This is a genomic window from Bradyrhizobium sp. CCBAU 21365, from assembly GCF_015291305.1.
GTDB lineage: Bacteria > Pseudomonadota > Alphaproteobacteria > Rhizobiales > Xanthobacteraceae > Bradyrhizobium > Bradyrhizobium elkanii.
Window position 1 is genome coordinate 1,464,902 of sequence record NZ_CP030036.1, and the last position, 24,401, is coordinate 1,489,302.

Annotated in this window: 23 protein-coding genes; 22 read left to right on the forward strand and 1 reads right to left on the reverse strand. The window is 60.6% G+C overall.

Annotation, left to right across the window (positions count from 1 at the left end; translation table 11 throughout):
* Nucleotides 1-430 precede the first annotated feature (430 nt).
* Nucleotides 431-1,360, forward strand: coding sequence for a DUF5996 family protein (locus XI02_RS06860; protein ID WP_172648744.1), 930 nt, complete (start codon nucleotides 431-433; stop codon nucleotides 1,358-1,360).
* 60 nt (nucleotides 1,361-1,420) lie between these two features.
* Here the strand turns inward: XI02_RS06860 and fdhD are convergent, their stop codons facing one another.
* Complete coding sequence (gene fdhD / locus XI02_RS06865) at nucleotides 1,421-2,224, reverse strand: formate dehydrogenase accessory sulfurtransferase FdhD (RefSeq protein WP_172648743.1); 804 nt, start codon at nucleotides 2,222-2,224, stop codon at nucleotides 1,421-1,423.
* Between the two features lie 390 nt (nucleotides 2,225-2,614).
* Between fdhD and dnaK the strand changes: the two genes are divergently transcribed.
* The 21 genes from dnaK (at nucleotide 2,615) to XI02_RS06965 (ending at nucleotide 24,093) form a co-directional block, all read left to right on the forward strand.
* Entirely contained in the window at nucleotides 2,615-4,513 is a 1,899-nt protein-coding gene (gene dnaK / locus XI02_RS06870; RefSeq protein WP_172648742.1) for a molecular chaperone DnaK, read from the forward strand.
* 173 nt (nucleotides 4,514-4,686) lie between these two features.
* A complete protein-coding gene (locus tag XI02_RS06875) occupies nucleotides 4,687-5,175 on the forward strand; it encodes a DUF992 domain-containing protein (protein WP_371814035.1) in 489 nt (162 codons plus the stop codon).
* Nucleotides 5,176-5,331: 156 nt separating this feature from the next.
* Nucleotides 5,332-6,486, forward strand: a complete 1,155-nt coding sequence (locus XI02_RS44835) for a YXWGXW repeat-containing protein (RefSeq protein ID WP_197971335.1) — start codon at nucleotides 5,332-5,334, stop codon at nucleotides 6,484-6,486.
* A gap of 78 nt (nucleotides 6,487-6,564) precedes the next feature.
* The gene (locus XI02_RS45120; protein WP_076825127.1) at nucleotides 6,565-6,747 is read left to right on the forward strand and encodes a hypothetical protein; all 183 of its coding nucleotides are present in this window, start codon (nucleotides 6,565-6,567) and stop codon (nucleotides 6,745-6,747) included.
* 74 nt (nucleotides 6,748-6,821) lie between these two features.
* On the forward strand, nucleotides 6,822-7,727 hold the full coding sequence (locus XI02_RS06885) for a DnaJ C-terminal domain-containing protein (protein ID WP_172648740.1): 906 nt from the start codon (nucleotides 6,822-6,824) through the stop codon (nucleotides 7,725-7,727).
* Complete coding sequence (locus XI02_RS06890) at nucleotides 7,727-8,014, forward strand: chaperone modulator CbpM (protein ID WP_172648739.1); 288 nt, start codon at nucleotides 7,727-7,729, stop codon at nucleotides 8,012-8,014. Before XI02_RS06885 ends, XI02_RS06890 begins: the two co-directional genes overlap by 1 nt.
* Nucleotides 8,015-8,068: 54 nt before the next feature.
* Nucleotides 8,069-8,353 (forward strand): hypothetical protein, encoded by a 285-nt coding sequence (locus XI02_RS06895; RefSeq protein WP_194483379.1) that lies wholly within the window; start codon nucleotides 8,069-8,071, stop codon nucleotides 8,351-8,353.
* A 306-nt stretch (nucleotides 8,354-8,659) separates the two neighbouring features.
* Nucleotides 8,660-10,048, forward strand: coding sequence for a sigma-54 dependent transcriptional regulator (locus XI02_RS06900; protein WP_172648738.1), 1,389 nt, complete (start codon nucleotides 8,660-8,662; stop codon nucleotides 10,046-10,048).
* Nucleotides 10,027-12,054 carry a cache domain-containing protein gene (locus XI02_RS06905; protein WP_172648737.1) on the forward strand — a complete coding sequence of 676 codons (2,028 nt, stop codon included), beginning with the start codon at nucleotides 10,027-10,029 and terminating at the stop codon, nucleotides 12,052-12,054. The genes XI02_RS06900 and XI02_RS06905 overlap by 22 nt, the downstream gene beginning before the upstream one ends.
* Before the next feature lie 190 nt (nucleotides 12,055-12,244).
* Nucleotides 12,245-12,442: a hypothetical protein gene (locus tag XI02_RS06910; RefSeq protein WP_057016351.1), complete on the forward strand. Its 198-nt coding sequence runs from the start codon at nucleotides 12,245-12,247 to the stop codon at nucleotides 12,440-12,442.
* A 74-nt stretch (nucleotides 12,443-12,516) separates the two neighbouring features.
* Nucleotides 12,517-12,909 carry a hypothetical protein gene (locus XI02_RS06915; RefSeq protein WP_172648736.1) on the forward strand — a complete coding sequence of 131 codons (393 nt, stop codon included), beginning with the start codon at nucleotides 12,517-12,519 and terminating at the stop codon, nucleotides 12,907-12,909.
* A 60-nt stretch (nucleotides 12,910-12,969) separates the two neighbouring features.
* Nucleotides 12,970-13,161, forward strand: coding sequence for a hypothetical protein (locus XI02_RS06920; RefSeq protein ID WP_172648735.1), 192 nt, complete (start codon nucleotides 12,970-12,972; stop codon nucleotides 13,159-13,161).
* 666 nt (nucleotides 13,162-13,827) lie between these two features.
* Nucleotides 13,828-14,424: a superoxide dismutase gene (locus XI02_RS06925; RefSeq protein WP_172648734.1), complete on the forward strand. Its 597-nt coding sequence runs from the start codon at nucleotides 13,828-13,830 to the stop codon at nucleotides 14,422-14,424.
* A gap of 3 nt (nucleotides 14,425-14,427) precedes the next feature.
* Complete coding sequence (locus XI02_RS06930; protein ID WP_172648733.1) at nucleotides 14,428-14,853, forward strand: thioesterase family protein; 426 nt, start codon at nucleotides 14,428-14,430, stop codon at nucleotides 14,851-14,853.
* A 215-nt stretch (nucleotides 14,854-15,068) separates the two neighbouring features.
* Nucleotides 15,069-17,675: an ATP-dependent chaperone ClpB gene (gene clpB / locus XI02_RS06935; RefSeq protein ID WP_172648732.1), complete on the forward strand. Its 2,607-nt coding sequence runs from the start codon at nucleotides 15,069-15,071 to the stop codon at nucleotides 17,673-17,675.
* Nucleotides 17,676-17,717: 42 nt separating this feature from the next.
* The gene (locus XI02_RS06940) at nucleotides 17,718-17,975 is read left to right on the forward strand and encodes a DUF2171 domain-containing protein (RefSeq protein ID WP_172648731.1); all 258 of its coding nucleotides are present in this window, start codon (nucleotides 17,718-17,720) and stop codon (nucleotides 17,973-17,975) included.
* Nucleotides 17,976-18,064: 89 nt separating this feature from the next.
* A complete protein-coding gene (locus XI02_RS06945) occupies nucleotides 18,065-18,319 on the forward strand; it encodes a DUF2171 domain-containing protein (RefSeq protein ID WP_244980800.1) in 255 nt (84 codons plus the stop codon).
* Nucleotides 18,320-18,524: 205 nt separating this feature from the next.
* Nucleotides 18,525-18,779 carry a hypothetical protein gene (locus tag XI02_RS06950; RefSeq protein ID WP_244980799.1) on the forward strand — a complete coding sequence of 85 codons (255 nt, stop codon included), beginning with the start codon at nucleotides 18,525-18,527 and terminating at the stop codon, nucleotides 18,777-18,779.
* Nucleotides 18,780-19,002: 223 nt separating this feature from the next.
* The gene (locus XI02_RS06955) at nucleotides 19,003-20,079 is read left to right on the forward strand and encodes a Dyp-type peroxidase (protein WP_172648730.1); all 1,077 of its coding nucleotides are present in this window, start codon (nucleotides 19,003-19,005) and stop codon (nucleotides 20,077-20,079) included.
* Complete coding sequence (locus XI02_RS06960) at nucleotides 20,076-20,894, forward strand: family 1 encapsulin nanocompartment shell protein (protein WP_172648729.1); 819 nt, start codon at nucleotides 20,076-20,078, stop codon at nucleotides 20,892-20,894. The genes XI02_RS06955 and XI02_RS06960 overlap by 4 nt, the downstream gene beginning before the upstream one ends.
* Nucleotides 20,895-22,086: 1,192 nt before the next feature.
* On the forward strand, nucleotides 22,087-24,093 hold the full coding sequence (locus XI02_RS06965) for a ParB/RepB/Spo0J family partition protein (RefSeq protein ID WP_172648728.1): 2,007 nt from the start codon (nucleotides 22,087-22,089) through the stop codon (nucleotides 24,091-24,093).
* Nucleotides 24,094-24,401: the final 308 nt, after the last annotated feature.

The following is a 24,401-nucleotide window of genomic DNA, read 5'->3' on the forward strand; positions in this document are numbered from 1 at the left end:
CACTTGTACGCTCTGGACGTCTCCAAAAATGGCGCTAGCATTGATCATGCAGGCTGGGGAGGTGTCGAGTGTCGAGCAACGTCGAACAGGCCGCGTCTGAGATCGCTGACGTCCGACCTCTTGTGCAGCGATTGCGTCGCGTTGAGGCGTGGCGACAGAAGCGCTTCGAGCGTGCAGTTCAGGATCTAGACCAAGAAATGGTATTTGATCGATCGAACGTGATCAGGATTGCGCAGCTATACACAGCGGTTTCAGTTCGTCGAAAAGCTCTCGAAGCGGGGGTCGTCAAGCCTTGGCGTGGCTTGCAATAGGCGAATGATGGCTTTCGGCTTTCCAAGCGTTGAACGGTTGATCGAGCCCGCCATGATCAGATCTTGTCTTGAAGCCAAGGCGCGAATTCTCCCCGCCAAACACTGTGCGAGGACATGCCATGAATACCGGCAAGTCATCTTCCAATGCTCCTTCTGGCGATCTTTGGCCGGCTCTGTCCTGCCAGGCCTTCGAGCAGACGCGACATCTTCTCCACATGGTGTTGCAGGCGGTTGGCAAGCTCAAGCTGGCCGGACCTTTCCAGGCGCAATGGGCTGGGGTTCCGCTGTGGCTCGGCGCGAGAGGCCCGACCACAGGTCCGATCCCTTGCGCTGGCGGCGTCTACGAGGTCCGCGCCGACTTCGTCTCGCACGAGTTGCAGTGGTTCACGAGTTCGGGCGGATCGGGACAACTGCCGCTGGGCCCGACATCGGTCGCAGCGCTGGTCGACACATTCCTCGACCGGCTACGTCATGCGGGAATAGATGCTGCCATCACGCTCCTGCCGCAGGAAGTGTCCAACCCGATCCCGTTCGACGAGGATAGGCAACAACGCCCATACGACCGCGACATGGTCAACGCCTGGTGGCGCATTCTTCTCAGTACGCAACGCGTCATGCAGGTCTTTCAGGGAAGGTTCACGGGCAAGACGCAACCCATCGGTCTGATGTGGGGGACGTTCGACATTCGTCTGCCGTTCTATAACGGCAAACCTGCTTCACCGGCGCCGAACGCCGGTTTTGTCCGGCGCAATGCAATGAATGCGGAGTTGATAGAGATGGGGTGGTGGCCGGGTGATCCCTCGTGTCCCAGACCCGCATTCTACTCCTTCACCTATCCGCAGCCACAAAGTATCGAGAGTGCGAAGATCGGGCCAAGCGCTGCGCGATGGGACGCCGGCCTGGGCGAGTTTCTCCTCGATTACGACGACCTGCGCCAGTCCGGCGATCCTGACGGTGATCTGCTTGCCTTCCTGGAATCGACCTACAATGCCGGTGCGACCGCGGCGGGCTGGGATTCCGCCCTGCTGGGCAGCGGTCGTCCGGAGTAGATCTCCGATGGATGCATGCACGACGGCAGATGCATTGTCCATGGAGGTGCACAGGCTTCCTTACGAGATGTTTCGGTGCACGTCGCAAACGATCAGGGCGGAGTCCGGACGAGCCAGTGCGACGAGCGTGAGTCCCGCCTGCTCTGCGCGTTCGACCGCAAGGCTCGTCGGCGCTGAAATGGTGACGAGCATCGGACAGCCCGCGCGAACGGCCTTCTCAACAAGTTCATAGCTGCATCTGGCAGAGAGCAGCAGAAAACCACCGGACGCCGGGATGTCGGACAGCGCCAGCGCGCCGATCAGTTTGTCGAGCGCATTATGTCGACCGACGTCCTCCCGAACGCACAGGATTGAACCGTCGGGGCGGCAGAATGCCGCCGCATGTGTTCCGCCGGTGGATCGGCCGAGCGTCTGATGGTGTTGCAGGGCGTTTAGCGCATCAGCGATGGCTTCCCGGCTCGTGGTGATGCGCCCACGTATCGGCGGCAACGGGCGCAGCACCTGCTGGATATTTTCCAATCCGCACAGCCCGCAGCTGCTCTCCGAAACGCGCCTGCGAGCGCGCTCCAGTGCGATTGCCGTGCCTTGTGCAGGCAAGGTGAGCCGGATGATCCAGCCGCCTTCCGTCTCGTGGACGATGATGTCGCTGAGGTCCTGGACATGCTTGACAAGGCCCTCGGCCAACGCGAATCCCGCCGCGTAGTCGCGAAGGTCGGACGGCGTTGCCATCATCACGGCATAGCCTATCCCACAGACCTCGATTGCGACGGGCGTTTCAACGGGAACAGCACGAACGAGATCGCCGTCATTGCGATCGTTGAACGCAAGGCGTCGTACCGAAATGCTCAGGGTTTGGTTGGTCATGTCATTGCTCGCGCTAGCCGACGATCTGGACCGTTCGGGTGAACGTTATCGGAAGTCCCGTCGCAACATGCGTGCCACCCGGCCGACTGAACGACGTCAGTAGCTTACGACGTGGCTTCGGTGGATCGACGAACAACCTGTCCAGCGATAATCGACAATCTTTCCATAGCGTCGGTTGCAGCAGGACAGACCGAGGCCCGTCACGCGTGCCTAAGCCAATAGACACTTTGTCCGAGGCGCTCCGGACAAAATGTCCGACGTGTCGTGATCTCGCGGCGTAAGTCGTTGAAATCACGCGAGCTGTGATGTGGCACATCTGTTGCTCAATGGTAGTGGCGCAGGGACGCAAACCGCACATTGTCGATCAACTAAAAAGTAGAGGAGCGCGACGTGGCAAAGGTGATCGGAATCGACCTCGGAACGACCAATTCTTGCGTCGCGGTCATGGACGGCAAGAACACGCGCATCATCGAGAACGCGGAGGGGGCGCGCACCACACCTTCCGTCGTGGCGTTCACGTCCGATGGCGAACGTCTGGTCGGGCAGCCGGCCCGGCGGCAGGCGGTGACCAACCCGACCAACACCATTTTTGCCGTGAAGCGCCTGATCGGCCGCCGCTACGATGATCCGACGGTCGAGAAGGACAAGACGCTCGTCCCCTACAAGATCATCAAGGCGTCCAATGGCGACGCCTGGGTCGAGGCTGAGGGCAAGCCGTATTCGCCCTCCCAGATATCGGCTTTTATCCTGCAGAAGATGAAGGAAACAGCCGAGGCCAATCTCGGTGAGAAGATCACGCAGGCCGTCATCACTGTTCCCGCCTATTTCAACGATGCGCAGCGCCAAGCTACCAAGGACGCCGGCAAGATCGCCGGTCTCGAGGTTCTGCGCATTATCAACGAACCCACCGCGGCGGCACTTGCCTACGGTCTCGACAAGAAGAAGCAGGCCAAGATCGCCGTCTACGATCTCGGCGGCGGCACCTTCGATATCTCCGTTCTCGATATCGGCGATGGAGTGTTTGAGGTGAAGGCGACCAACGGCGACACATTCCTGGGTGGCGAAGACTTCGACATGCGGCTGGTCAACTACCTCGCCGACGAGTTCCAGAAGCAACAAGGCATTGATCTGCGCAACGACAAGCTCGCCCTTCAGCGCCTCAAGGAAGCGGCCGAAAAGGCGAAGATCGAGCTTTCCACGGTCACCCAGACGGAGGTCAACCTGCCGTTCATCACGGCGGACGCCTCCGGCCCAAAGCATCTTCAGGTCAAGATCACGCGTGCCAAATTCGAGTCCCTGGTCGAGGACCTCGTTCAGCGGACGATCGAGCCGTGCCTCAACGCCCTGAAGGACGCCGGGCTCACGGCCAAAGACATTGACGAAGTCGTGCTCGTCGGCGGCCAGACCCGCATGCCGAAGATCCAGGAAGTCGTGCAGAAGATCTTCGGCAAGGAGCCGCACAAGGGCGTCAATCCCGACGAGGTCGTCGCCGTCGGCGCGGCAATCCAGGCCGGCGTCCTGCAGGGCGACGTCAAGGACGTGCTGCTGCTCGACGTGACGCCGCTTTCACTCGGCCTCGAGACGCTGGGGGGCGTGTTCACCCGGCTGATCGAGCGGAATACGACGGTTCCGGCGAAGAAGAGCCAGGTCTTCTCCACCGCCGAGGACAACCAGAGCGCGGTGACGATCCGCGTCTTCCAGGGCGAGCGCGAGATGGCCTCCGACAACAAGTTCCTTGGCCAGTTCGATCTCGTCGGCATTGCTCCGGCACCGCGCGGCGTGCCGCAGATCGAGGTGACGTTCGATATCGATGCCAACGGCATCGTCAACGTTTCGGCCAAGGACAAGGGCACCGGCAAGGAACAGAACATTCAGATTCAGGCATCCGGCGGCCTGTCCGAGAGCGACATCGAAAAGATGGTCAAGGATGCCGAGGCGCATGCTGCGGAGGATAAGAAGAGAAAGGAAGCAGTCGAGGCGAAGAACGCCGCCGAGGCGCTGCTGCATGCAACGGAGAAAACGGTTGCCGAGCATGGCTCAAAACTCGCGGCATCAGATCGCAGCGCAGTCGAGAGTGCCATGTCCGATTTGCGCGAAGCGTTGAAGGGCGACGATGCCACGACGATCAACACGAAAGTGAATGCCTTGCAGCAGCACTCGATGAAGCTTGCGGAAGCCATGCAGAGTTCCTCGCACGCGGCTCCTGGTTCTGCACCGAGTTCAGGCGGCGACAATGTCGTCGACGCCGAATTTACGGAAATCGACGACGACAAGAAGAATTCGAAATAGCACGATTCTGCAAGCGCGGGCGCGAGCCCGCGGCGAGCAATCGCGCTTTATGCCGCTGTCGGGACGAAACGCCAGCTCTCAAGTGCTGGAATGCAATCCCGGTTGCGTCTTTTTTCTCAAACTTCAGCAGACGTCTTGAAGGCATTCCGCCTTCATCTTGTAGGAGCTTTCTTATGCGACGACGGTCGACGGTCCTCACTGGCTTTGCAGGAGCAATGCTGGCCGCCTTGATATCAACCGCGCAAGCCCAGCAGCCCGTGCAAAAGGTGCAAGTCGGCGTGCTTGAGTGCAAGGGCGGCCCGAGCATCGGCTTTATCGTAGGCGCCGTCACCAATCTGGCGTGTGTCTTGCGGATCAACGGACTGCCGGAAGATTATTACATCGCGACGATTCAGAAGGTCGGCCTCGACATCGGTATTACCGAGAGCACGGCGCTTGCCTGGTCGGTGTTCGCGCCCGTTGCCCAGCCTGGCCGCGGCGATATCGCCGGGACTTATGTCGGCGTCGACGCGATGGCTGCGGCAATCGTCGGTGTGGGCGGCAATGTGCTGCTGGGCGGTTCGAACAACAGCATCGCGCTGCAACCCCTGAGCGTGCAGGCGGAAACCGGCCTGATCGTCGCAGCAGGATTGGAGAGCATGACGCTGCAGCCGGGTCGCTAGGGGTACCGAAATTGACACCGTTCGCCGCCGCGAACGGTGTCGTGCATCACGCGAATAGCAACGCTTTCTCGCGAAGGTTCTCATATGTTGAAGCGACTGTTGACGACGACATCTCCCGTAGTTCTCGCCGTATTGCTGCTTGGAAGCGCATGCGTAATGCCGGCGGCCGCGTTGTCCCAGGAAGCAGCCTGCTCTCAAGTCACGGCGGTGGAAACGCCGCCGCCGCCGTTGCCTCGATACGAACAGCCCCCTGTGCCTGCGCCGGGCTATCTCTGGTCTCCGGGATATTGGTCGTGGGATGAGGATGCCGGTGACTACTATTGGGTGCCGGGAACCTGGGTGCAACCACCGCGACCGGGCCTGTTATGGACCCCGGGCTACTGGGGGGGGGTTGCGGGAGCCTACATTTTCCACCCGGGCTATTGGGGTGAGCGCGTCGGCTTTTATGGCGGCGTCAACTATGGCTTCGGCTATTCGGGCATTGGCTACGAAGGCGGTCGCTGGGATCGCGGCCAATTCTTCTACAACAGCACGGTCAACAACGTGCGGAGTGTGACGATTAGAAACGTCTATCAGAAAACCGTCGTCGTCAATGAGACGGTGAACAACGTCAGCTTCAATGGCGGACGAGGCGGCGTCGAGGCTCGTCCGACCGCTGCGGACAGAGCCGTCGCCAAGGAACAACATTTCGCACCCACGCCGTTGCAACGCAAACACGTCGAGGTCGCGAGCCACGACACCCGTCTGTTTAACAGAGCAAACGCTGGCGCACCGCCCGTGATGGCTACGCCACGCCCATCGATCCTGAACGGGCGGGACATTGTTCGACCACGCGCGCCCGCCGAGGTCATGCCGTCGAATACGGAAAAACATCGACCCGAAGAGCTGAAGGGCGCGCGTCCCCAGGACCCCTCGCGGCAGCGGCTCGAAGACGCTCGACGTCCAGCGGAGGGGCCCGCGCCGGCGCGAAAGTCGCCAGCGGATGAAGCCGGAAAAGCCGCACCTCGCGAACTTGAACGTGAACGAACGCCGCGGCCCGAGGCGGCCCCAGGACCTCTTCCTCCGGAAGAACGAAAGCGTGAGGACATCCGCGTGCCGGAAGCACGGCCAGAGTCCACACCGACGCCGGAGCCTCGCCCCGAACCCATGGCTCGTCCGGCGGCGCGGCCGGAAATCGAAGCCAGACCTGCCGCGCCCGCTGCGAGAACAGAACCGCAGAGGGAGGAAATGGGAGCTACTCCGCGCCGCGGGCCCCCGGAGCAGCAGCGTTCCGGTGAAAGACCCGAGGAGCGGCGTCCCGAGCAACGCTAGGCGTGACGCGGACGATTCTTGTCAGGCAAGCGGTGCCTGGAACATCGTTGAAGAAAGGCGTGCAGAGGCTGGAAGGCGATGACAACGAGTCTCGGAGGCAATGGACAACTCGACGACGGCAAGCCGCGTTTAACGGAAGACGACATCGTGCGGGCGCAGCTAGGTCCGCGCGGTGTTCCTGGAGCACCGGATCCCGCACGAATGACGCCTCAGCAACTGAAGAATTACCCCAAATACGTGGATCCCGGTCATGTTGAATAATCGGGACCCGGCTCGCGGCCGTTCCCCGCTACGGGAAAGGCCGATCTCTGCCATCTTCAAGTCGGGAGCGGCAATTGGCTAAGAACCCGTACGATGTGTTGGGAGTGTCCTCCTCAGCTTCGGCTGCCGAGATACAAAAGGCCTATCGCAAGCTTGCGAAGAAGCTGCATCCTGACCTCAACCCCGGCGACAAGGCTGCGGAGGAAAAGTTCAAAGAGGCGGCCGGCGCCTATGACCTGCTTAGCGATGCCGACAAGCGCAAGCGCTTCGATAATGGTGAGATCGACGCGACGGGAGCTGAGCGGCCGCAGCATCACTTCTATCGCGACTACGCCGATGCTGGAGACCCGCATGCTTACACGAGCGGGGCCGGCTTTGCCGACTTCATGGATTCGGACGATGCGCTTGCCGAGCTGCTAAGGCGCGGGCAGCGCGCACGCGCAAACCGGCGCGGTGAAGATCTCCATTATCGCCTGCCTATCGAGTTCGTCGAATCGATCAGCGGTGCAACCAAGCGAATCACACTGCCGGATGGCGGGACGCTGGAAGTGAAAATTCCCCCGGGCCTGGTAGATGGGCAGGTTTTGCGCTTGAAGGGCAAGGGAGCTCCCGGTGCCGGCAAAGGCGGACCAGGCGATGCCCTCATCGAAGTCGAGGTCATGCCGGATCGGCGCTTCATGCGGGACGGCGACAACATTCTGCTCGAAGTGCCGATCTCGTTGACCGAGGCGGTTCTGGGCGGTCAAATCCGGGTGCCGACGCCGACCGGTGATGTTACGATGGCGGTGCCGAAGGGATCGAACACAGGCACGACACTGCGCCTCAGAGGAAAGGGCGCCCCGCGCCGAGGGGGAAGTGCCGGAGACGAATTGGTGAAGCTGACGATCGTCCTGCCGAAATCGCCGGATCCGGAATTGGAAGCGTTCGTCGAGAACTGGGCCAAGGGGAGAGAGTTCGATCCGCGCGAAGGCACCTTGTGATGACCCTCAACAAACAGGAATTTCTGATCTCGTCGGGACTGCGGGTGCAGACACTCGAGTTCTGGCTGGAGCAACGATGGCTGATTCCAACCGAGGCGGCTTCAGGCGCGCAATTCTCTGACGCGGACGTCGCCCGCGCGCACCTGATCCGCGATCTCAAGAGCGATCTAGGTGTCAATGATGAGGGGATCCACGTCATCCTCCATCTCATCGATCAGCTGCATGGTGTTCGACAGGCTTTCACGCTGATGCGCACCGCACTTGACGACGATTCACGAACGGTTTGACAGAACGGGTGACCACGGTCGATCGGGGGACAGGCATTAGGGAGCAGCTATTCGATGGAACGCACGCTCGGCAACGGACCGATTGTTGGCTTGGTGCTTGAGGCCCTGGTCCGCACGCTCCTCGTGAAGAACGTCTTGTCGTCCGATGACGTGTGGGCCTTGCTCCTTGAGGCGGCGACGCGCCTTGACGTTGACGGGGACCCGCAAACGCCGCAGGCAGCGAAGATCATGGTCGATGAGGATCTGGCGCCCGTCTTCCTTGGTGACGACAAGAAAGCGTCGATCGATCCGCACTTCGGGAAGTCCTCGTTCATCTCGACACCGACCGAAGAAAAGTAGCCCGCGCGTGAGCGTTAACGCGAGCGCGCCGTCGCCTTGGAGAACAACCCCAGAGATGGGTGGGAACACTATGCCAACGTCAGGGCGTTTTCTCTATCGGCGAATTGACGGTCGCCGACAACGGCTTCAAGCGCTGGCTTGGGCTCCTGCGATGTTCGCGATCCAGCCGAGGAGCGGAATGGCTTATGGCCTGGCGTGGCCTGTGGTAGGCATACTGTTTTGCCTTCGCTTTTTCATTGCGCTGGAGAAGGCCATCGTCCTGCGTTGAGATGGTGGTCGTCAAGAGCGGTGTCGGGAGAGATATGAATGTCTGAGGAAACCCCGCGTGACGTTGCCGAACCGGTGGTCGACCCGGAATTCGGACCTTGGCTTGCGCAAGCCTCGGTTCTTGTCGTTGACGATGAACCCGGCATACGCAATTTCCTCGTCAAGCTCCTGCGACCTCGCTGCAGGCTGATCGAGGAGTCCGCGGACGCCAGGGATGCGTCGCGGAAACTCGATGGGCAGCATTTCGACGTCGTCATCCTTGACAATGTCATGCCTGGAAAGAGTGGCCTGGACTGGCTTGCGGAGCAGCGAGCGATCGGGTTCTTCACCGATGTCATCCTTATGACCGCCTATGCTGATCTGGATACAGCAATTGGCGCACTGCGCATCGGCGTCATCGATTTTGTGATCAAGCCATTTCGATCCAATCAATTGCTGAATGCGGTTGCGCGTTGCCTTGACCGGGCGAGACTGCAGCGGGAGAATTTCGTACTGCGCCATGAGCTGAAGTCGTCCTCGCAGCAGCTGTATCTGCGAAACAAGCTCCTCGGGGCATCTGCAGCAATTCAAAAGGCACGGGAGACTATCGCCCGGGTGGCGCCGTTGCCGACGCCGGTTCTGTTTACTGGCGAGTCCGGAACAGGCAAGGAGGTTGCCGCTCGATCGCTCCATTCGCTGTCCAACCGAGCGGACAAGCTGTTCGTGCCGGTCAACTGCGGCGCGATCCCTTCAGAAATGATCGAAAGCGAACTCTTCGGCCATGTGAGGGGGGCTTTCACTGGCGCAGGGAAGACCCGAGAGGGTCTTTTTATGTTCGCGCAAGGCGGCACTCTTTTTCTGGACGAGATTGGCGAGCTCCCCTACCATCTGCAAAGCAAGCTGTTGCGTGTGCTTGAGGATCGTCGGGTGCGTCCCGTCGGCTCGGAGCGAGAGGTGCCGATCGACGCCCGGTATGTCTTCGCGACCAACGCCGATCTGCAGAAGCGGGTTGCAGCCGGCACTTTTCGTGCGGATCTCTATTTTCGTATCAACGTCATGCAGATCGATCTTCCGTCCCTTCGGGAGCGCGATCAGGATGTGCTCGAGCTCGCCGAGATCTTTATGCGGGAGATTTCCGAGCAGCTCGGCATGCCGCGCGTTCCAATCGACGCCGGAATGCGTACCTTCCTTTTGCAGTACGATTGGCCAGGCAACATACGGGAGCTGCGCAATCTGATTGAGCGGACGGTGATCCTCGGTGAATTCCGGGAGGACTATCTCAAGTCACGAGCCGAAAGATCGACCAGCGATGTCACACTCGCCGATGTGGAGCGGCGACATATCCTTTTTGTGCTTCGCGAGTCGAGAGGCGACCGCGAGGAAGCGGCACGCCGTCTCGGCATCTCGCGCAAAACGATCGATCGCAAATGCGCAAGTTGGCAACTCTGATAACTAGTTTTTCTCCCAGGGCCTCCGTGCGGTATCGCCTGCTGGCGATGGCACTCTTGCCGATGCTCGTCATTCTTCCGTTGCTTCTTGCGATCAGCATTTATCGCTGGAACGTGAGGTTCGACGCGGTATTGACGTCCAAGGTCCATGACGACCTGACGATCGCCAGGCAATATCTCGGACGAATTTTCGAGAACACGGAGGACTATCTGGTATCGTCGGTGAATTCCGCGCTCTTTCAGTCGATTGTGCAAACCCCGGGCTATGAGCGTGGTGCCCTGAGCGATTATCTCAAGGACATCGCGCAGGCTCGCGGCTTCGATTTTCTCTACATTATCGCTGACGATGGCGCGGTGATCGCGAGTGAATATCAGATGGCGGCCGCGCCACGATGGAATTGGCCCGTCATCAGCTCGGCGCTTGAGGGACGGGCACGAACCGCGATTGATGTGTTTCAATCCATGGAGCTCGCGGCGATCTCCGCCGATCTTGCGAAGCGCGCTCAGATCGACATCGTCGCGACACCCGGAAGCGCGCCGACCACGCGGACGCAGGAGAGCCGGGGGCTGGTATTGCAATCGGCGACGCCGGTTTCGCTGCCAAACGGACGAAAGGCCGCGTTGGTCGGTGGAATGCTGCTCAATCAGAACCTCGCCTTTGTCGACACGATCAATGATCTGATCTACTTCGGGGCGGGTTTGCCGGAAGGCAGTCGCGGGACCGTGACGCTCTTCCTCGATGATGTGCGTATCAGTACCAATGTGAGGATGTTCGAGGGGGAGCGTGCAATTGGCACGCGCGTCTCTGCGGAAGTTCGAGATGCGGTTCTCGATCGTGGCCAGACCTGGCTCGATGGCGCATTCGTCGTCAACGACTGGTACATCTCTGCCTATGAGCCGATCCGTGACAGCTATAATCGTCGCGTCGGAATGCTCTACGCCGGCTATCTTCGGCAACCGTTCACCGCAGCGAAGCGCGGTACGGTTCTGGAAATCGCGCTGGCATTTGTCGTCGCGGTTGCACTGACTGTTCCGCTATTCTTGACGTGGGCGGCAAGTATCTTCCGGCCTCTTGAGCGGATGACGACGACGATTTCGAAAGTGGAAAGCGGCGAACTAGGCGCACGAACGGGACCCGTCGATGGGCGCGACGAGATCGAGCAGGTTGCGGTTCATCTGGATCGACTGCTCGATCAGATCCACGAGCGCGACGCCCAGCTGCGGCAATGGAACCAGGAGCTCAACCAGCGCGTCGAGGAGCGCACAAACAAGCTCCTGCATGCGAACCAGCAGCTCGAAGCAACAACCAGGCAGTTGATCATGTCCGAAAAGCTCGCTGCAATTGGCGAAATCACCGCTGGTGTAGCCCATGAGATCAACAATCCCATCGCGGTGATGCAGGGCAACCTGGAGATCATCAGGGATATGATGGGCGCGAAGGCCGACGAAGCAAAAACGGAGTTTCGGCTCATCGACGAGCAGATGCATCGCGTCAGTGAAATTGTGACGAGGCTTCTGCAATTCGCCAAGCCGCAGGAGTATGCCGGCTTTACCGATCAATATGATCCAGCCGTCGTCGTCACCGACACGTTGCCACTCGTCCAGCATCTGCTGAACAAGACAACGATCAGCGTCGAAACGGAATATCACGCCTCACGCCTGGTCTCAATGAATCGCACTGAATTGCAGCAGGTGCTGGTCAATCTCCTCGTCAACGCAATTCACGCGACGTCCGGAGGCGGGCGTTTGACGATTCGAACCTTTGATCGGGATGAGGGCAGGCGCCGTGGCGTCATGATCGATGTGACGGACACCGGCGGCGGTATGACGCCGGACGTGATGCAGCGGATCTTCGATCCATTCTTCACCACCAAGAGGCGGGAGGGAACCGGCTTGGGGCTGTCCATCAGCCAGATGCTTGTAACCCGCCAGGGTGGCAAGATTTCTGTTGAGAGCGAACCCGGCAAGGGTACGACATTTACGGTCTGGCTCCCTGCGGAGGACTGATGGCGACCGAAGAGCCGGTGACATTTCGTCCCGCTGCAAAGACAAATTGTCCATCGGCCCCTGGCCGCGGTCATCAAGCGATTGATATCGCGTGAAGCCTCGCTTGGCATGGCTGTTGCTGGAATCGCCAAGGGCGGCAGGAGCTTTCAACCGCGTGCAACAATGAGTCTGAGGTCAAGGAGACGCAGCGATGCCACGTCATCATGGGAAGATGCCCCCTGTTCCGCCGGCCAACCGCAGCCCGAAGGGCACCGGCGGTGACCCCGAAGTCAAGAAAGATACGTCGTCGAAGAAGCGCGAAGACAACTACGCGGAACAGGGTGATACAGCAAACATCCGCGAGAACACCACCAACGAGGGCTACTTCCAGGGACGCCGCATCAAATGATGCCAGGCAGGCCGATGTTTTCCGGCCGTTGGTGACACCTCCCAGCCGGGTGTGAAGAGCGAGGAGCTCCAGAAATGACCGTTGTGTCCAACCAGCAGCTATCGAAGGATATGCAGGTCAAAGCGCATCTGCTCATCAATCAGGTCGGTCTCATGCCGCAGGCACAGGATCGGCCGTTGGAAGCGGACGACCTGCTCTTTTATATCAGTGAGACGACGATGCCGATGGCGGCCTTTTTGCAAAGCCACGGGCTGTTCATGGACGATCAGGGGCTGCACTTCGACTTTTCGCAGTTCGATGCCATCCGCGAGGTCGCCGTCAAAGTCGTTGCTGAGCATGACGCTGGAAAGCTGGACGGCGTGTGGAAGCAATTCGATCTCTCGACCGACGATGACGCCGACTACAATGGCGAGTACATCCTGCTTGCCCTTACCGCCCTCGCGATCATGTATGGTCAGGGGAACTAGGCGAGCTGGGCGCCCCGCTGTACCAGCGGCAGGGCGAGAACGCGAACGAGGAGATGCGTGATGACGCTGATTGAACTGGCTGATGCGCTGGAAAAGGTTGACGAGGAGGCGTTTGCCTCAATGCTGTTGGAGTACGAGCTCAATCACGATGATGAGCCCAAGGTCGTGAAGACGATGATCGTCGAGGCGCTACGTTTTGCGGACGCGCACGGATTTCGTGCAGCCCGGCCGCCACTCGATGAGGCCGACTAGTCGCGCCGTCGTCTCGATGTGTTGTTCCGAAACACTTCCAGAGCTCGCTTAAAGAGCTCATACCGGGACTTTGCGTCCCTTACCCAATCTAGCGAAATAGCCGGCCATGGCTGACGTAGGTGAATGATCGACGCAGCCTCATCTGAGCGTGCCGGTTCTTGGAAGGCCAGACGTTCTCGAGGGTTATCGCCGATCGCCCTCATCGATTTCGATCCATATCGGACGGTAGTTTTGACAGGCAATCTTTCACCCTCAGTTTGGTGAGTAGTGCCCCAAAGCGACACGCAGGACATTTTGTCCGTTTTGCTTTCGACAAGTTGTCCGATAGCACTTCCCTCCTACGACGCAACTGATTGATATCGTAGAGCTTCCGATGTGGCACATGAGTTGCTCAGGATTGGGGGCCGCAGCGGCAACGACTATCCGTCACGTACTGCCGGCCTCCGGCCCGATATCGGCAAGGATCGCACTTTGGCACCGCCGTTAACCCCCGAGAGAGGACCCCATGGCGTTTCATCCGTTGCATGACTGCATTCTGCTCGGAAGAACCGAGGTCGAAGAGAAAACAGCCGGTGACATCTGAACCACGAGATCCACGGCGACGCGCGTTTGTCGCAAGCACCAGGCGGTGCGCCGTCGCGAATGTTCTCTCCAGAGGAGATGTCCATGTCCTTCACGCTTCCTGATCTGCCCTACGCGCATGACGCGCTCGCTCCCTACATGTCCAGGGAAACGCTGGAATATCACCACGACAAGCACCACGCCGCGTATGTCAATGCGCTCAATGCCCTTATCAAAGGCACCGAATGGGAGGGAATGAGCCTGGAGGACGTCGTCATCGGCTCCTTTGGAAGCAACGTTCCTGTATTCAACAATGCGAGCCAGGACCTGAACCATACCTACTTCTGGAAATGGATGAAGCCGCACGCCGGAAGCGCGCCGCCGGGAATCCTGGAACGGCAAATCAAGGCGGACTTCGGTTCGATCGAGAAGATGAAAGAGGAGTTCGTCGCCGCCGGCGTCGGGCAGTTTGGCTCTGGCTGGTGTTGGCTTGCAGTGCAGAACGGCAAGACAATTGTTATGAGAACGCCCAACGGCGAGAATCCGCTCGTCTATGGTGCAAAGCCCATACTGGGCTGTGACGTTTGGGAACACTCCTACTATATCGATTACCGCAATCGAAGGGCCGATTACATTCGGGCGTTTCTCGAGCACCTCGTGAACTGGGAGTATGTCGAGGATCTCTTCAAGAGGGCAGCGTGACCGATGAAGCGCATATCGACTGGCACAACCGGACGCTTCACGCTCGTCGTGAAGCCCGAACATCTGGCCAGCCGGTTCAAGGACAGCATCCTGCCGCCGGTGTTGGCGACACCGGTCATGATCATGGCGATGGAGGATGCTGCCCTCAATGCCGTTCGTGATTATCTCGAGCCGGGCGAGAGCGTGGTCGGCACCATGGTCAACGTGCAGCATCTTGCTGCGACTGTGGTTGGACAGACGGTTACCGCCATGGCCGAAGTCACAGCGGTCGACGGCCGCCGGATCGCATTTTCCGTCCGCGCCTCCGATGAAATCGAGGAAATTGGCAAGGGGACTCACGAGCGGATGGTCGTTGAGCTCGCCAAACTGCGAAAACGCCTTGACGAAAAGGTCGCGCGATCCGCGGCCACCCGCGCCACGCCGCGCTGAGACCGGGGCGCTTCATACTGCAGTCGTCTAGAGCCGAAATTGATCATCAACCAGGGGCAATAGCCATGTTCGACCTCATCGTCCATCCCATCGAGGGCAAAGCCGAAGGGATCAGGCAGAAGCTTCCAGGCGCGCAACACGCTGCGCCGACGCCTGCCGGATCGTAATTCCGTTCCTGACCATTGACGACAGACCGCGCGTTTGAAAGGGGCTCCATGAATTCCGAAAAATATACCGACCGCGCGAGGGGCTTTATCCAGTCGGCGCAGTCTCTGGCAACACGGGAGGGTAACCAACAGTTCACGCCTCTCCATGTGCTCAAGGTGTTGCTCGACGACAACGAAGGCTTGGCCGCCGGTCTGATTGATCGGGCGGGTGGAAACTCGCGGGCGATCCTGCACGCGACGGAAGCGGCTTTGGCAAAACTGCCGAAGGTGTCCGGTTCGGGTGCGGGACAAGTTTATATGGCGCCCGACACCGCGCGCCTGTTCACCGCTGCGGAGGAGCTAGCGGAAAAGGCGGGCGACAGTTTCGTCACCGTCGAACGCCTGCTGCAGGCCTTGTCCACGGACAAGAGCAGCGAAGCGGCGAAGATCCTGGCGCAAGGCGGCGTCAATGCCCAGGTTCTTGGCACCGCGATCGATTTGCTCCGGAAGGGCCGCACCGCAGACAGCGCGTCAGCCGAGAATGCATATGACGCACTGAAGAAGTACGCCCGCGATCTGACGCAGGCTGCGCGCGAAGGCAAACTCGACCCGGTGATCGGTCGCGACGAGGAGATCCGTCGTACAATCCAGGTTCTCTCACGCCGGACCAAGAACAATCCGGTCCTGATCGGCGAACCGGGCGTCGGCAAGACCGCCATCGTCGAAGGCCTCGCTCTGCGGATCGTCAACGGCGATGTTCCCGAGAGTCTGCAAGACAAAAAGCTGCTCGCGCTCGACATGGGCGCGCTGATTGCCGGTGCCAAGTATCGCGGCGAGTTCGAGGAACGACTGAAGGCGGTGCTTTCCGAGGTGACGTCGGCGGACGGCGGAATCATCCTCTTCATCGATGAGATGCATACACTTATTGGTGCGGCCAAGACCGATGGCGCGATGGATGCTTCCAATCTCCTCAAACCCGCGCTGGCTCGCGGCGAGTTGCACTGTGTGGGTGCGACTACGCTCGACGAATACCGCAAGCATGTCGAGAAAGATGCCGCACTTGCTCGCCGCTTCCAGCCGGTCTTCGTGTCGCAGCCCACGGTGGAGGACACGATCTCGATCCTGCGCGGCCTCAAGGACAAGTACGAGCAGCATCATGGCGTGCGGATTTCGGACGCCGCGCTGGTCGCCGCCGCAACGTTATCCAACCGCTACATCACCGACCGCTTCCTTCCCGACAAGGCCATCGATCTCGTCGACGAAGCTGCCGCACGGCTCAAGATGCAGGTCGACTCCAAGCCGGAGGAACTGGATTCGCTCGACCGCGAAATCGTGCGTCTCAGGATCGAGCAGGAGGCACTCAAGAAGGAAAGCGATGCCGGGTCGAAGAGCCGTCTGAAGACGCTCGACGGGGATCTGGTCGATCTCGAGAAGCGCTCCGCCGACATGACGACGAAATGGCAAGCCGAAAAGAGCAAGCTCTCGGACGCCCAGAAGATGAAAGCGCAACTCGAGCAGCTTCGTACGGAACTGGCGAACGCGCAGCGAAAAGGTGAATACCAGCGGGCAGGCGAGCTGTCTTACAGCACGATTCCCGAACTGGAGAAAAAACTGGCTGCCGTCGAGGCCAGCGAGAGCAGTTCGATCAGCGAGACGGTCACGGCCGACAATATCGCCCAGGTAGTTTCGCGCTGGACCGGCGTTCCCGTCGACAAGATGCTCGAGGGCGAGCGGGAGAAACTCCTCCAGATGGAGGAAATGATCGCCAAACGCGTTGTCGGACAGACACAAGCGGTTCGTGCCGTGTCAACGGCCGTGCGACGGGCCCGCGCGGGATTGCAGGACCCGAACCGGCCGATGGGCTCGTTCATGTTCCTTGGCCCGACTGGCGTCGGCAAGACGGAACTGGCCAAGGCCCTTGCGGAATTCCTGTTCGACGATGAGCACGCCATCCTTCGCATCGACATGTCGGAGTTCATGGAGAAGCACTCGGTCGCACGGCTCATCGGTGCGCCTCCGGGCTATGTCGGTTATGACGAGGGTGGCGTGCTCACGGAAGCCGTACGGCGACGACCCTATCAGGTCGTCTTGTTCGACGAGATCGAGAAGGCGCATCCGGATGTGTTCAACGTGCTGCTGCAGGTGCTGGACGACGGACGCCTGACCGACGGCCAAGGGCGGACAGTGGATTTCCGCAACACGCTTATCATCATGACCTCAAACCTCGGGGCGGAATACCTCGTCAATCAGGGGGAAGGCGAGAAGACGAGTGCCGTTCGCGACAAGGTCATGGAGATGGTCCGCGCACATTTCCGGCCGGAATTCCTCAACCGCGTTGACGCGATCATCCTGTTCCAGCGGCTGCAGAAGAACGACATGGGCCGAATCGTCGACATTCAGTTTGCGCGTCTCCGCAAACTCCTCGACGATCGCAAAATTGCGCTATCGCTCGACGCCAAGGCCCAGGCCTGGCTGGCCGAGAAGGGCTGGGATCCGGCCTACGGCGCCAGGCCATTAAAGCGGGTCATCCAGCGATATGTACAGGATCCCTTGGCCGAAATGCTGCTCGCGGGCGACGTCCGCGACGGCTCGACCGTTCAGATCTCCTCGGGGAAAGACGGTCTGACGTTCAACGGGAAGACAGTGAAGCCTCCGGATGAGGACGAAGCGATCTGAGCGTTAGGTTTCGGAAAGACATGGAACGAGCAGGTTCAATTCATGAAGAAGCATCAGATCAAGGAAGGCATGGAGGTCGTCGGGTTCGACAGCGTGCAGATCGGTGTCGTCGATAGCATCGAGGGCGACCGCATCAGGCTGAAGAAAAGCGAAACTGGCGGCGGCCGGCACAGACGACATCACCATTATATCGGCATGGATTTCGTCGACAGCGTCACGGATCACAAGGTGCGGCTCTGCTCTGACGCCGATATCGTCGAACTCTTTGAGGAAGAAAAGTCGGGCCGCCCGGTCAAGTGATTGGTGCGAGTGGTCCGCGGTCACGCAGTCGATGTGGATCATGGCTTTTGTGACGTGCTGCAATGGATTCCAAGGAGAAAGGTACGGCCATGAACAAGATCAACGGCGGTATGGAAGTAATCGGCGCTGACGGTGTGCATGTCGGCACGGTCGATCAGGTCGAAGGTGATCGTATCAGGCTCAAGAAGAGCGACAGTTTCGGGCAGCACAAAGGTCACCAGCACTATATCGAGCTGGGATTCGTCGCCGGCGTCGAGGGCAACAAGGTGCGCTTGTCCGCCAACGCAGACATTGCGGTGACACTGGAAGAAGAGCCGTCAGGACGTCCTGTCGATCTTGGATAGCCGGGATAGTGCAGCGGGACCGCTGCGGCCGCTGTTGTCTGGGGCAAGGCGTTTCGATTTCACAGAGGCGACAACGGGCTCGACGCTGCGCGAGCCCGTTGCGCCCGTAGCTTGGACAATTTGTCCTTGCCGGATGGGACAGTTTGTCAGATCGGGTACGTCAGGTTGGCATAAGCTCTTGATATCCCGATGCGCCCAAACTGGCATGGCGGTTGCTCCATGGCCGATGAATGGCCCGCCAGAGAAACAAGGAAGCATCGACCCGATGGAAGAATACGATCTCTACATCAATGTGAAGAAGCCGGCGATCGGGATCTATGTCCGCAAGGGCGCGCAGCTCCCGGACCTCGCGGATAAGGGCGATTGGGTTTTTGACGGCACTTCCGCTCAGGACCTTTTGCCGCCGAGGGTGATCGAAGGTGTCAAGGCCGATGGCCATGCCTTTCGGGATATGGATTGACCGGCTCCCGGCCTGATTGGTCGGAGTGAACATCTCAAGGGATGGCAGCGGCCTTGTGTGTTCGTTATCCCGATCCTACTGCCGCTGATTTCCGCACGACGCCTCGTTCGAGAAGCTCGTCGATGGCAACGACCGCGGGCCGCGCCGAACGCGCGGGCCGTGTTCAGCCGGACGGGCCAGCCCGGAGCATCAAGTGCGCCGAGCAGGCCGCCAAGGAGTGATTGTGTCAGCTGTCGTCCCACAACCCGTCGTCGCAAGACTGACGCGTGCCGCGATATTTCTCGTCGTCCGGATCAATCCCGGAAAGGACGGCGAGAATGGGGTGCGCCGTCTATGTGCCCTTCTGTCGGCACTCCTGCGAGCCGTCGGATTTCGCGATCCGGAAGCGCGGCTATCATGCGTGATGGCTATCGGCTCCGATGCCTGGGACCGACTGTTCGGTGATCCGCGGCCCAAGGATCTTCATCCCTTCAGGGAAATCCATGGGGTGCATCACGCAGTCTCCACGCCGGGCGACATCCTTTTTCATATCCGGTCTGTCCGCATGGACCTATGCTTCGAGCTTGCCTCACAGATCATGTCCCGGCTGGGCAAAGCCGTGACGACGATCGACGAGGTTCATGGGTTCAAATACTTTGACGATCGCGATTTGCTTGGATTTGTCGATGGAACCGAGAACCCGTCCGATCAGGACGCGGTTGACGCGACGACCATCGGACAGGAGGACCCTGCATTCGTCGGCGGAAGCTACGTCATCACCCAGAAGTATCTGCACGATCTGCAGCGCTGGAATGCGATATCAACCTCGGAGCAGGAAAATATCATCGGTCGTCACAAACTGTCGGACATCGAGCAGGACGATGCGGCCAAGGCGCCCTACGCACATAATGTTCTGACGACGGTCGTCGAAGACGGCGAGCAGCTTGAGATCGTGCGCGACAACATGCCTTTCGGTGAGATCGGCAAGGGTGAATTTGGTACCTATTTCATAGGCTACGCGCGCTCGCCCCACCGGATCGAGCAGATGCTCGAGAACATGTTTGTCGGTCGGCCGCCCGGCAACTACGACCGGCTGCTGGATGTCAGCCGCGCCGTTACGGGGACGCTGTTCTTCGTGCCGTCGGCGACATTTCTTGACGACGTTTCGCCTGAAGACGATGGCGCCACGGCATCCAGCGGGGAAGCTCCGGTCGACGGTGAGCAGCGTGGCACAAGCTCGCCAGATACCGCTCGCAAACGTCCGCCCGTCAACGACGGCTCGCTTGGAATTGGCTCTTTAAAACAAGAAGGCGAACCATGAATAATCTTCACCGCCAACTCGCGCCCATATCCGACGCGGCCTGGGCTCAAATCGAGGAAGAAGCTTCCCGTACCCTGAAGCGACACCTTGCCGGCCGGCGCGTGGTCGATGTCCCCGAAGCCAAGGGCAGTGGCTTCTCGGCGGTAGGCACTGGCCATGTCAAACAACTTCCGGCTCCAGGCGAGGGCATGACGGCGCAACAGCGCGAGGAGGGGGCACTCGTCGAACTGCGCGTTCCATTCCAGCTCTCGCGCCAGCAGATCGATGACGTTGAGCGTGGCGCCCTGGACGCCGACTGGACGCCGGTCAAGGATGCCGCCCGCAGAATCGCATTTGCTGAAGACCGTGCGATTTTCGATGGATATGCAGCCGCAGGGATCGAGGGCATCCGCCAGACCAGCAGCAATGCAGGACTCATTCTTCCGACAAATGCGAAAGCCTATCCAGGTGCCGTCGCGCAAGCGGTCAGTGAACTCAGACTTGCCGGCTGCAATGGGCCATATGCCCTCGTCCTTGGAGCGGAGGCGTACACGGCCGCCAGCGGCGGAAGCGATGAAGGATACCCCGTTTTTCACCACCTCGAACGGATCGTCGACGGCGGCGTTGTCTGGGCGCCGGCCATCAGCGGCGCCTTTGTCCTGACGACGCGAGGAGGTGATTTCGAACTGGATATCGGCCAGGACCTCTCGATCGGCTACCTCAACCACACCGACACAACGGTCGATCTCTATTTCCAGGAGACTTTCACCTTCCGGGTACTGACCACTGAGGCTTCGGTGGTGCTCGCCGCAGCCGAGAAGCGGATGTTGAAATGATGTGCCCTGCGAGATGCCGTTGAAGCCGACATCGTACGCGACGATCTGCTTCCTTCCATTGCTCTCCGCGGGGAACCATTCCGGACATTTCAGAGGTCTACCTCCGCAACATCCTTTTTGTGACTCCAGAAGATGACGATGCGGGGCGTGTTCGAGCGTGGATGGGAGAGCATGACTCAGAGCGTTGGCGTCGCGTGATACAGCCCATCGCGACGCGGGAGTGGTGAAGGCGGACGGCTCGCAAAACATAGAGAGTATTGTGACGAGTCCACGAAAGTTGCGGCATGACTGCGTGCTTGTCGGTCACCATTGACCGCAGCGATCGGTCACGCCTTCAACCCCAGGTCAGGCAAGGTTTCGGCATCCTGCGCCCTGACCGGGACGTTTGCGTCAGCTCTGTATTGCCGATGATGGTTTGGTCTAGTCGATCATCTTCGCGTTATCGCAATTCCCGCTGCTGAGGAGTTCCGGTCGCCGGCAACAGCCTGGATAGGGCCCAGCCTGGCGTTGGCGCTATGGTCGTCACCGCTGACAAGAGCTGGCGACGAGATCCGGACGTTGTCATTGCATGGCGCGTGCGGCAATGCCGCATCAGGCTCTCGAGAACCGAGCCGCGCGGCGTCTCGGCCGTTCGGCGTCGATCCTTCGCGCAAGTAGAGATGGATATAATGTGTCGCTCGCCGGAGGCACTCGCCCGCGGGCCCCGCCGTCATTGCATGCCGGCGTCGCTATCGCTGTCCCGCGTTCGGGTGCCTTGTTAACCGGTCTCGCGACTGCAGTCGCCTCGGTGCCCGCGGGCATTGCATGCCCGCGTCGCTATCACTGCCCTGTCGGCGGCTGCCTCTTTGATCTTGTCGCTCTTGGCTTGATTTCACTTCTTCCGGGTTGCTCAGCGTTCTCATCGTCGAGAGCTACGGGGCTCCGCCCCTCGCGCGCGCCAGGGTAGCGCGCCGGCTATGCCGGCGCCGCCCCGAGCGGTCTCCCCGGTCTTCCGCGCTTCGCTCATTTGCCGACCTTGGACGAATTGAGACGCGCTTGTGCAGACCCGCTTCTCGCGAAGCGGCCCTCATCGGGCGGGCGATACCCCTCCGCTCGAGTCGCCCTGGCGCTTGCTACCCCCGGTCTCGCCGACGGGCAGGGGCGCAGGCGCGGAGTGCGCCATGCACCCATGAAGTCAAAAAGGAGATCGATCATGTCGGCCAAGTCAATTGGAATACCTGATGGAACGGAGGTTCTCATTCCGCTCGGCAAGCTCAAGAAGTCGCCCAAGAATGCCCGCAAGACGCCGCACAGTGATGCGGCGATCGAGGCGCTGGCGGCGAGTATCGCGGCCAAAGGCATGCTGCAGAATCTGGTCGTCGAGCCGGAGGTCGATGGCGAGGGGGCAGCCACGGGGATTTTTTGTGTGACCATCGGCGAGGGCAGGCGGCTGGCCCAGCTGCTGCGGGTCAAGCGGAAGGAGATCAGGAAGAGCGAGCCGATCCGCTGCATCGTCGATACCGCGAACGATCCCCACGAAATCAGCCTGGACGAGAACGTCACCCGGGAGAACATGCATCCCGCTGATCAGTTCGAGGCGTTCCGGAAGCAGGCGGAAGAGCGCGGGTTAGGTGCGGAAGAGATCGCGGCCCGCTTCGGCGTGAGCGCGCATGTGGTGCGGCAACGCCTCCGATTGGGAGCGGTGTCGCCCAAATTGATGCAGGTCTACCGCGATGGCGGGCTCGTCCTTGAGCAACTGATGGCCTTTGCCATCACGGATGATCATGCCCGGCAGGAAGCCGTCCATGAGCGCCTGCCCTTCGACCCGGATGCCTGTACTATCCGTCGCCTCCTCACCGAAACCCATGTCGCCGCCACCGATCGCCGCGCGCGCTTTGTCGGGCTCGAGGCCTACGCGGAGGCGGGCGGAACCATCCTGCGCGACCTCTTCACCGAAGATCGCGGCGGCTATCTGGAAGATGTCGCGCTGCTCGATTTGCTGGTGACGGCAAGGCTCGGCCGCGAGGCGGATAGCTTGCGGGCGGCCGAAGGATGGCGCTGGACGGAAGCCCATCTCGACTTCCCGCATGCCCGCGGCCTGCGCCGGGTCTACCCGCATCCGGTCGAGCTTTCGGCCGAGGATCAAGCCGCCCTTCAGGCGGTTCAGACCGAGTTCGACCGGCTGACCGAGCAGCATCAGACGGCCGAGGAACTGCCTGATGATGTGGACGCGCGGTTCGGTGAACTGGAGGCCGATATCGAGCGGCTGGAGGCAAAACGGCAGGTCTACGATCCCGACGACGTCGCGCGCGGCGGCGCTTTCGTGGTCCTCAATCACGACGGTACGGTGCGGGTCGAGCGGGGTTTCATCCGTCCGGAGGACGAGAAGCCCGAGGCCGCAACCGGGCTGGAAGGCGATGCCGAGGCGGGGGACGAGGGGGACCGGGAAGGCGAGGAAGCCGCTCCGGATGGCGAGGACGACGAGGGCGCGAGCGACGAGGAGGACGGGGACCAGAAGCTGTCCGACGCTCTCGTTCGCGACCTCACCGCGCACCGAACCTTGGGGTTGCGTCTCAACTTGAGTGAGCAGCCTGACGTCGCCATCGTGGCGATCACCCATGCACTTGCGGCCCAAATCTTCTATGTCGGCGCGGCCGCGCATGTGGCCGGCATCCAGCCGGTGAAGACCGATCTGGCCGCGCATGCGGACGGGATCGAAGACACACCAGCCGGCAAGGCGTGGTCGGATCGCCATGCCAATTGGGCACGGCAGATGCCTAAAGACGTCGCCGAACTGTGGGAATTCGTGGCCGAGCTCGACCACGACAGCCGCATGGCGCTGTTCGCGCATTGCGTCTCCCTGACGGTCAATGCGGTCAAATTGCCGTTTGACCGGAGGCCGCGGGCGCTGGCGGCGGCCCGCCGTTTGGCCGAGGCCGTGGCACTCGACATGACCTCCTACTGGCGGCCGACGGTGCGCAGTTATCTTGGCCGTGTCACCAAGGCGAACATCCGGGCGGCGGTCCGCGAAGGCCTCAGTGAGGAGGCTGCCGAGCGCATGTCGGCGATGAAGAAGGCCGACATGGCGCAAGCCGCCGAGCAGCTGTTGGCGGCAACTGACTGGCTGCCGTCGCTGCTGCGGACGGCCGCGTCGCAGGGGCAAGCGGGTCTCCAAAGCGAGGCGCAGGACCGCGAACCGCATTCGCAAGCTGCGGAGTAAAGTTAGCGCCGGGGCCGCATGGGCGGCCCCGGCGGAGTCAGAAATTTCGGCCGCGCCCTGACGGTGCGCGGCCGATTCCAAGATGCAAAGTGGCGATTTCCCACGGGGGCACGATCCGTCCGATCCGCGCCGATTGCTGCAGCTAGGGTGGCTTTGCCGCACCTCTTTCAACCTTCATCAGCGAGGCGTAGATCGGGGCCGGGAAGCTCGGATCTTGGCCTTGACCGCGCGCATGCAGCGCGCATTGGGGCAGACAATTCCGGCGGCGCGATCGTTTCCCTGTGCGAACATGTGGCCGGGTTCGCTTG

Bases quoted from the DNA above. Each gene is read 5' to 3' on its own strand.
- XI02_RS06965 (WP_172648728.1), top strand. From the start codon at position 22,087: ATGTCGGCCAAGTCAATTGGAATACCTGATGGAACGGAGGTTCTCATT.
- XI02_RS06960 (WP_172648729.1), top strand. From the start codon at position 20,076: ATGAATAATCTTCACCGCCAACTCGCGCCCATATCCGACGCGGCCTGG.
- XI02_RS06940 (WP_172648731.1), top strand. From the start codon at position 17,718: ATGAAGAAGCATCAGATCAAGGAAGGCATGGAGGTCGTCGGGTTCGAC.
- XI02_RS06895 (WP_194483379.1), top strand. From the start codon at position 8,069: ATGGAACGCACGCTCGGCAACGGACCGATTGTTGGCTTGGTGCTTGAG.
- clpB (WP_172648732.1), top strand. From the start codon at position 15,069: ATGAATTCCGAAAAATATACCGACCGCGCGAGGGGCTTTATCCAGTCG.
- XI02_RS06915 (WP_172648736.1), top strand. From the start codon at position 12,517: ATGACCGTTGTGTCCAACCAGCAGCTATCGAAGGATATGCAGGTCAAA.
- XI02_RS45120 (WP_076825127.1), top strand. From the start codon at position 6,565: ATGACAACGAGTCTCGGAGGCAATGGACAACTCGACGACGGCAAGCCG.
- XI02_RS06950 (WP_244980799.1), top strand. From the start codon at position 18,525: ATGGCGGTTGCTCCATGGCCGATGAATGGCCCGCCAGAGAAACAAGGA.
- XI02_RS06945 (WP_244980800.1), top strand. From the start codon at position 18,065: ATGAACAAGATCAACGGCGGTATGGAAGTAATCGGCGCTGACGGTGTG.
- XI02_RS44835 (WP_197971335.1), top strand. From the start codon at position 5,332: ATGCCGGCGGCCGCGTTGTCCCAGGAAGCAGCCTGCTCTCAAGTCACG.
- XI02_RS06925 (WP_172648734.1), top strand. From the start codon at position 13,828: ATGTCCTTCACGCTTCCTGATCTGCCCTACGCGCATGACGCGCTCGCT.
- fdhD (WP_172648743.1), bottom strand. From the start codon at position 2,224: ATGACCAACCAAACCCTGAGCATTTCGGTACGACGCCTTGCGTTCAAC.
- XI02_RS06920 (WP_172648735.1), top strand. From the start codon at position 12,970: ATGACGCTGATTGAACTGGCTGATGCGCTGGAAAAGGTTGACGAGGAG.
- XI02_RS06890 (WP_172648739.1), top strand. From the start codon at position 7,727: ATGACCCTCAACAAACAGGAATTTCTGATCTCGTCGGGACTGCGGGTG.
- XI02_RS06905 (WP_172648737.1), top strand. From the start codon at position 10,027: ATGCGCAAGTTGGCAACTCTGATAACTAGTTTTTCTCCCAGGGCCTCC.
- XI02_RS06900 (WP_172648738.1), top strand. From the start codon at position 8,660: ATGTCTGAGGAAACCCCGCGTGACGTTGCCGAACCGGTGGTCGACCCG.
- XI02_RS06875 (WP_371814035.1), top strand. From the start codon at position 4,687: ATGCGACGACGGTCGACGGTCCTCACTGGCTTTGCAGGAGCAATGCTG.
- XI02_RS06910 (WP_057016351.1), top strand. From the start codon at position 12,245: ATGCCACGTCATCATGGGAAGATGCCCCCTGTTCCGCCGGCCAACCGC.
- XI02_RS06930 (WP_172648733.1), top strand. From the start codon at position 14,428: ATGAAGCGCATATCGACTGGCACAACCGGACGCTTCACGCTCGTCGTG.
- XI02_RS06860 (WP_172648744.1), top strand. From the start codon at position 431: ATGAATACCGGCAAGTCATCTTCCAATGCTCCTTCTGGCGATCTTTGG.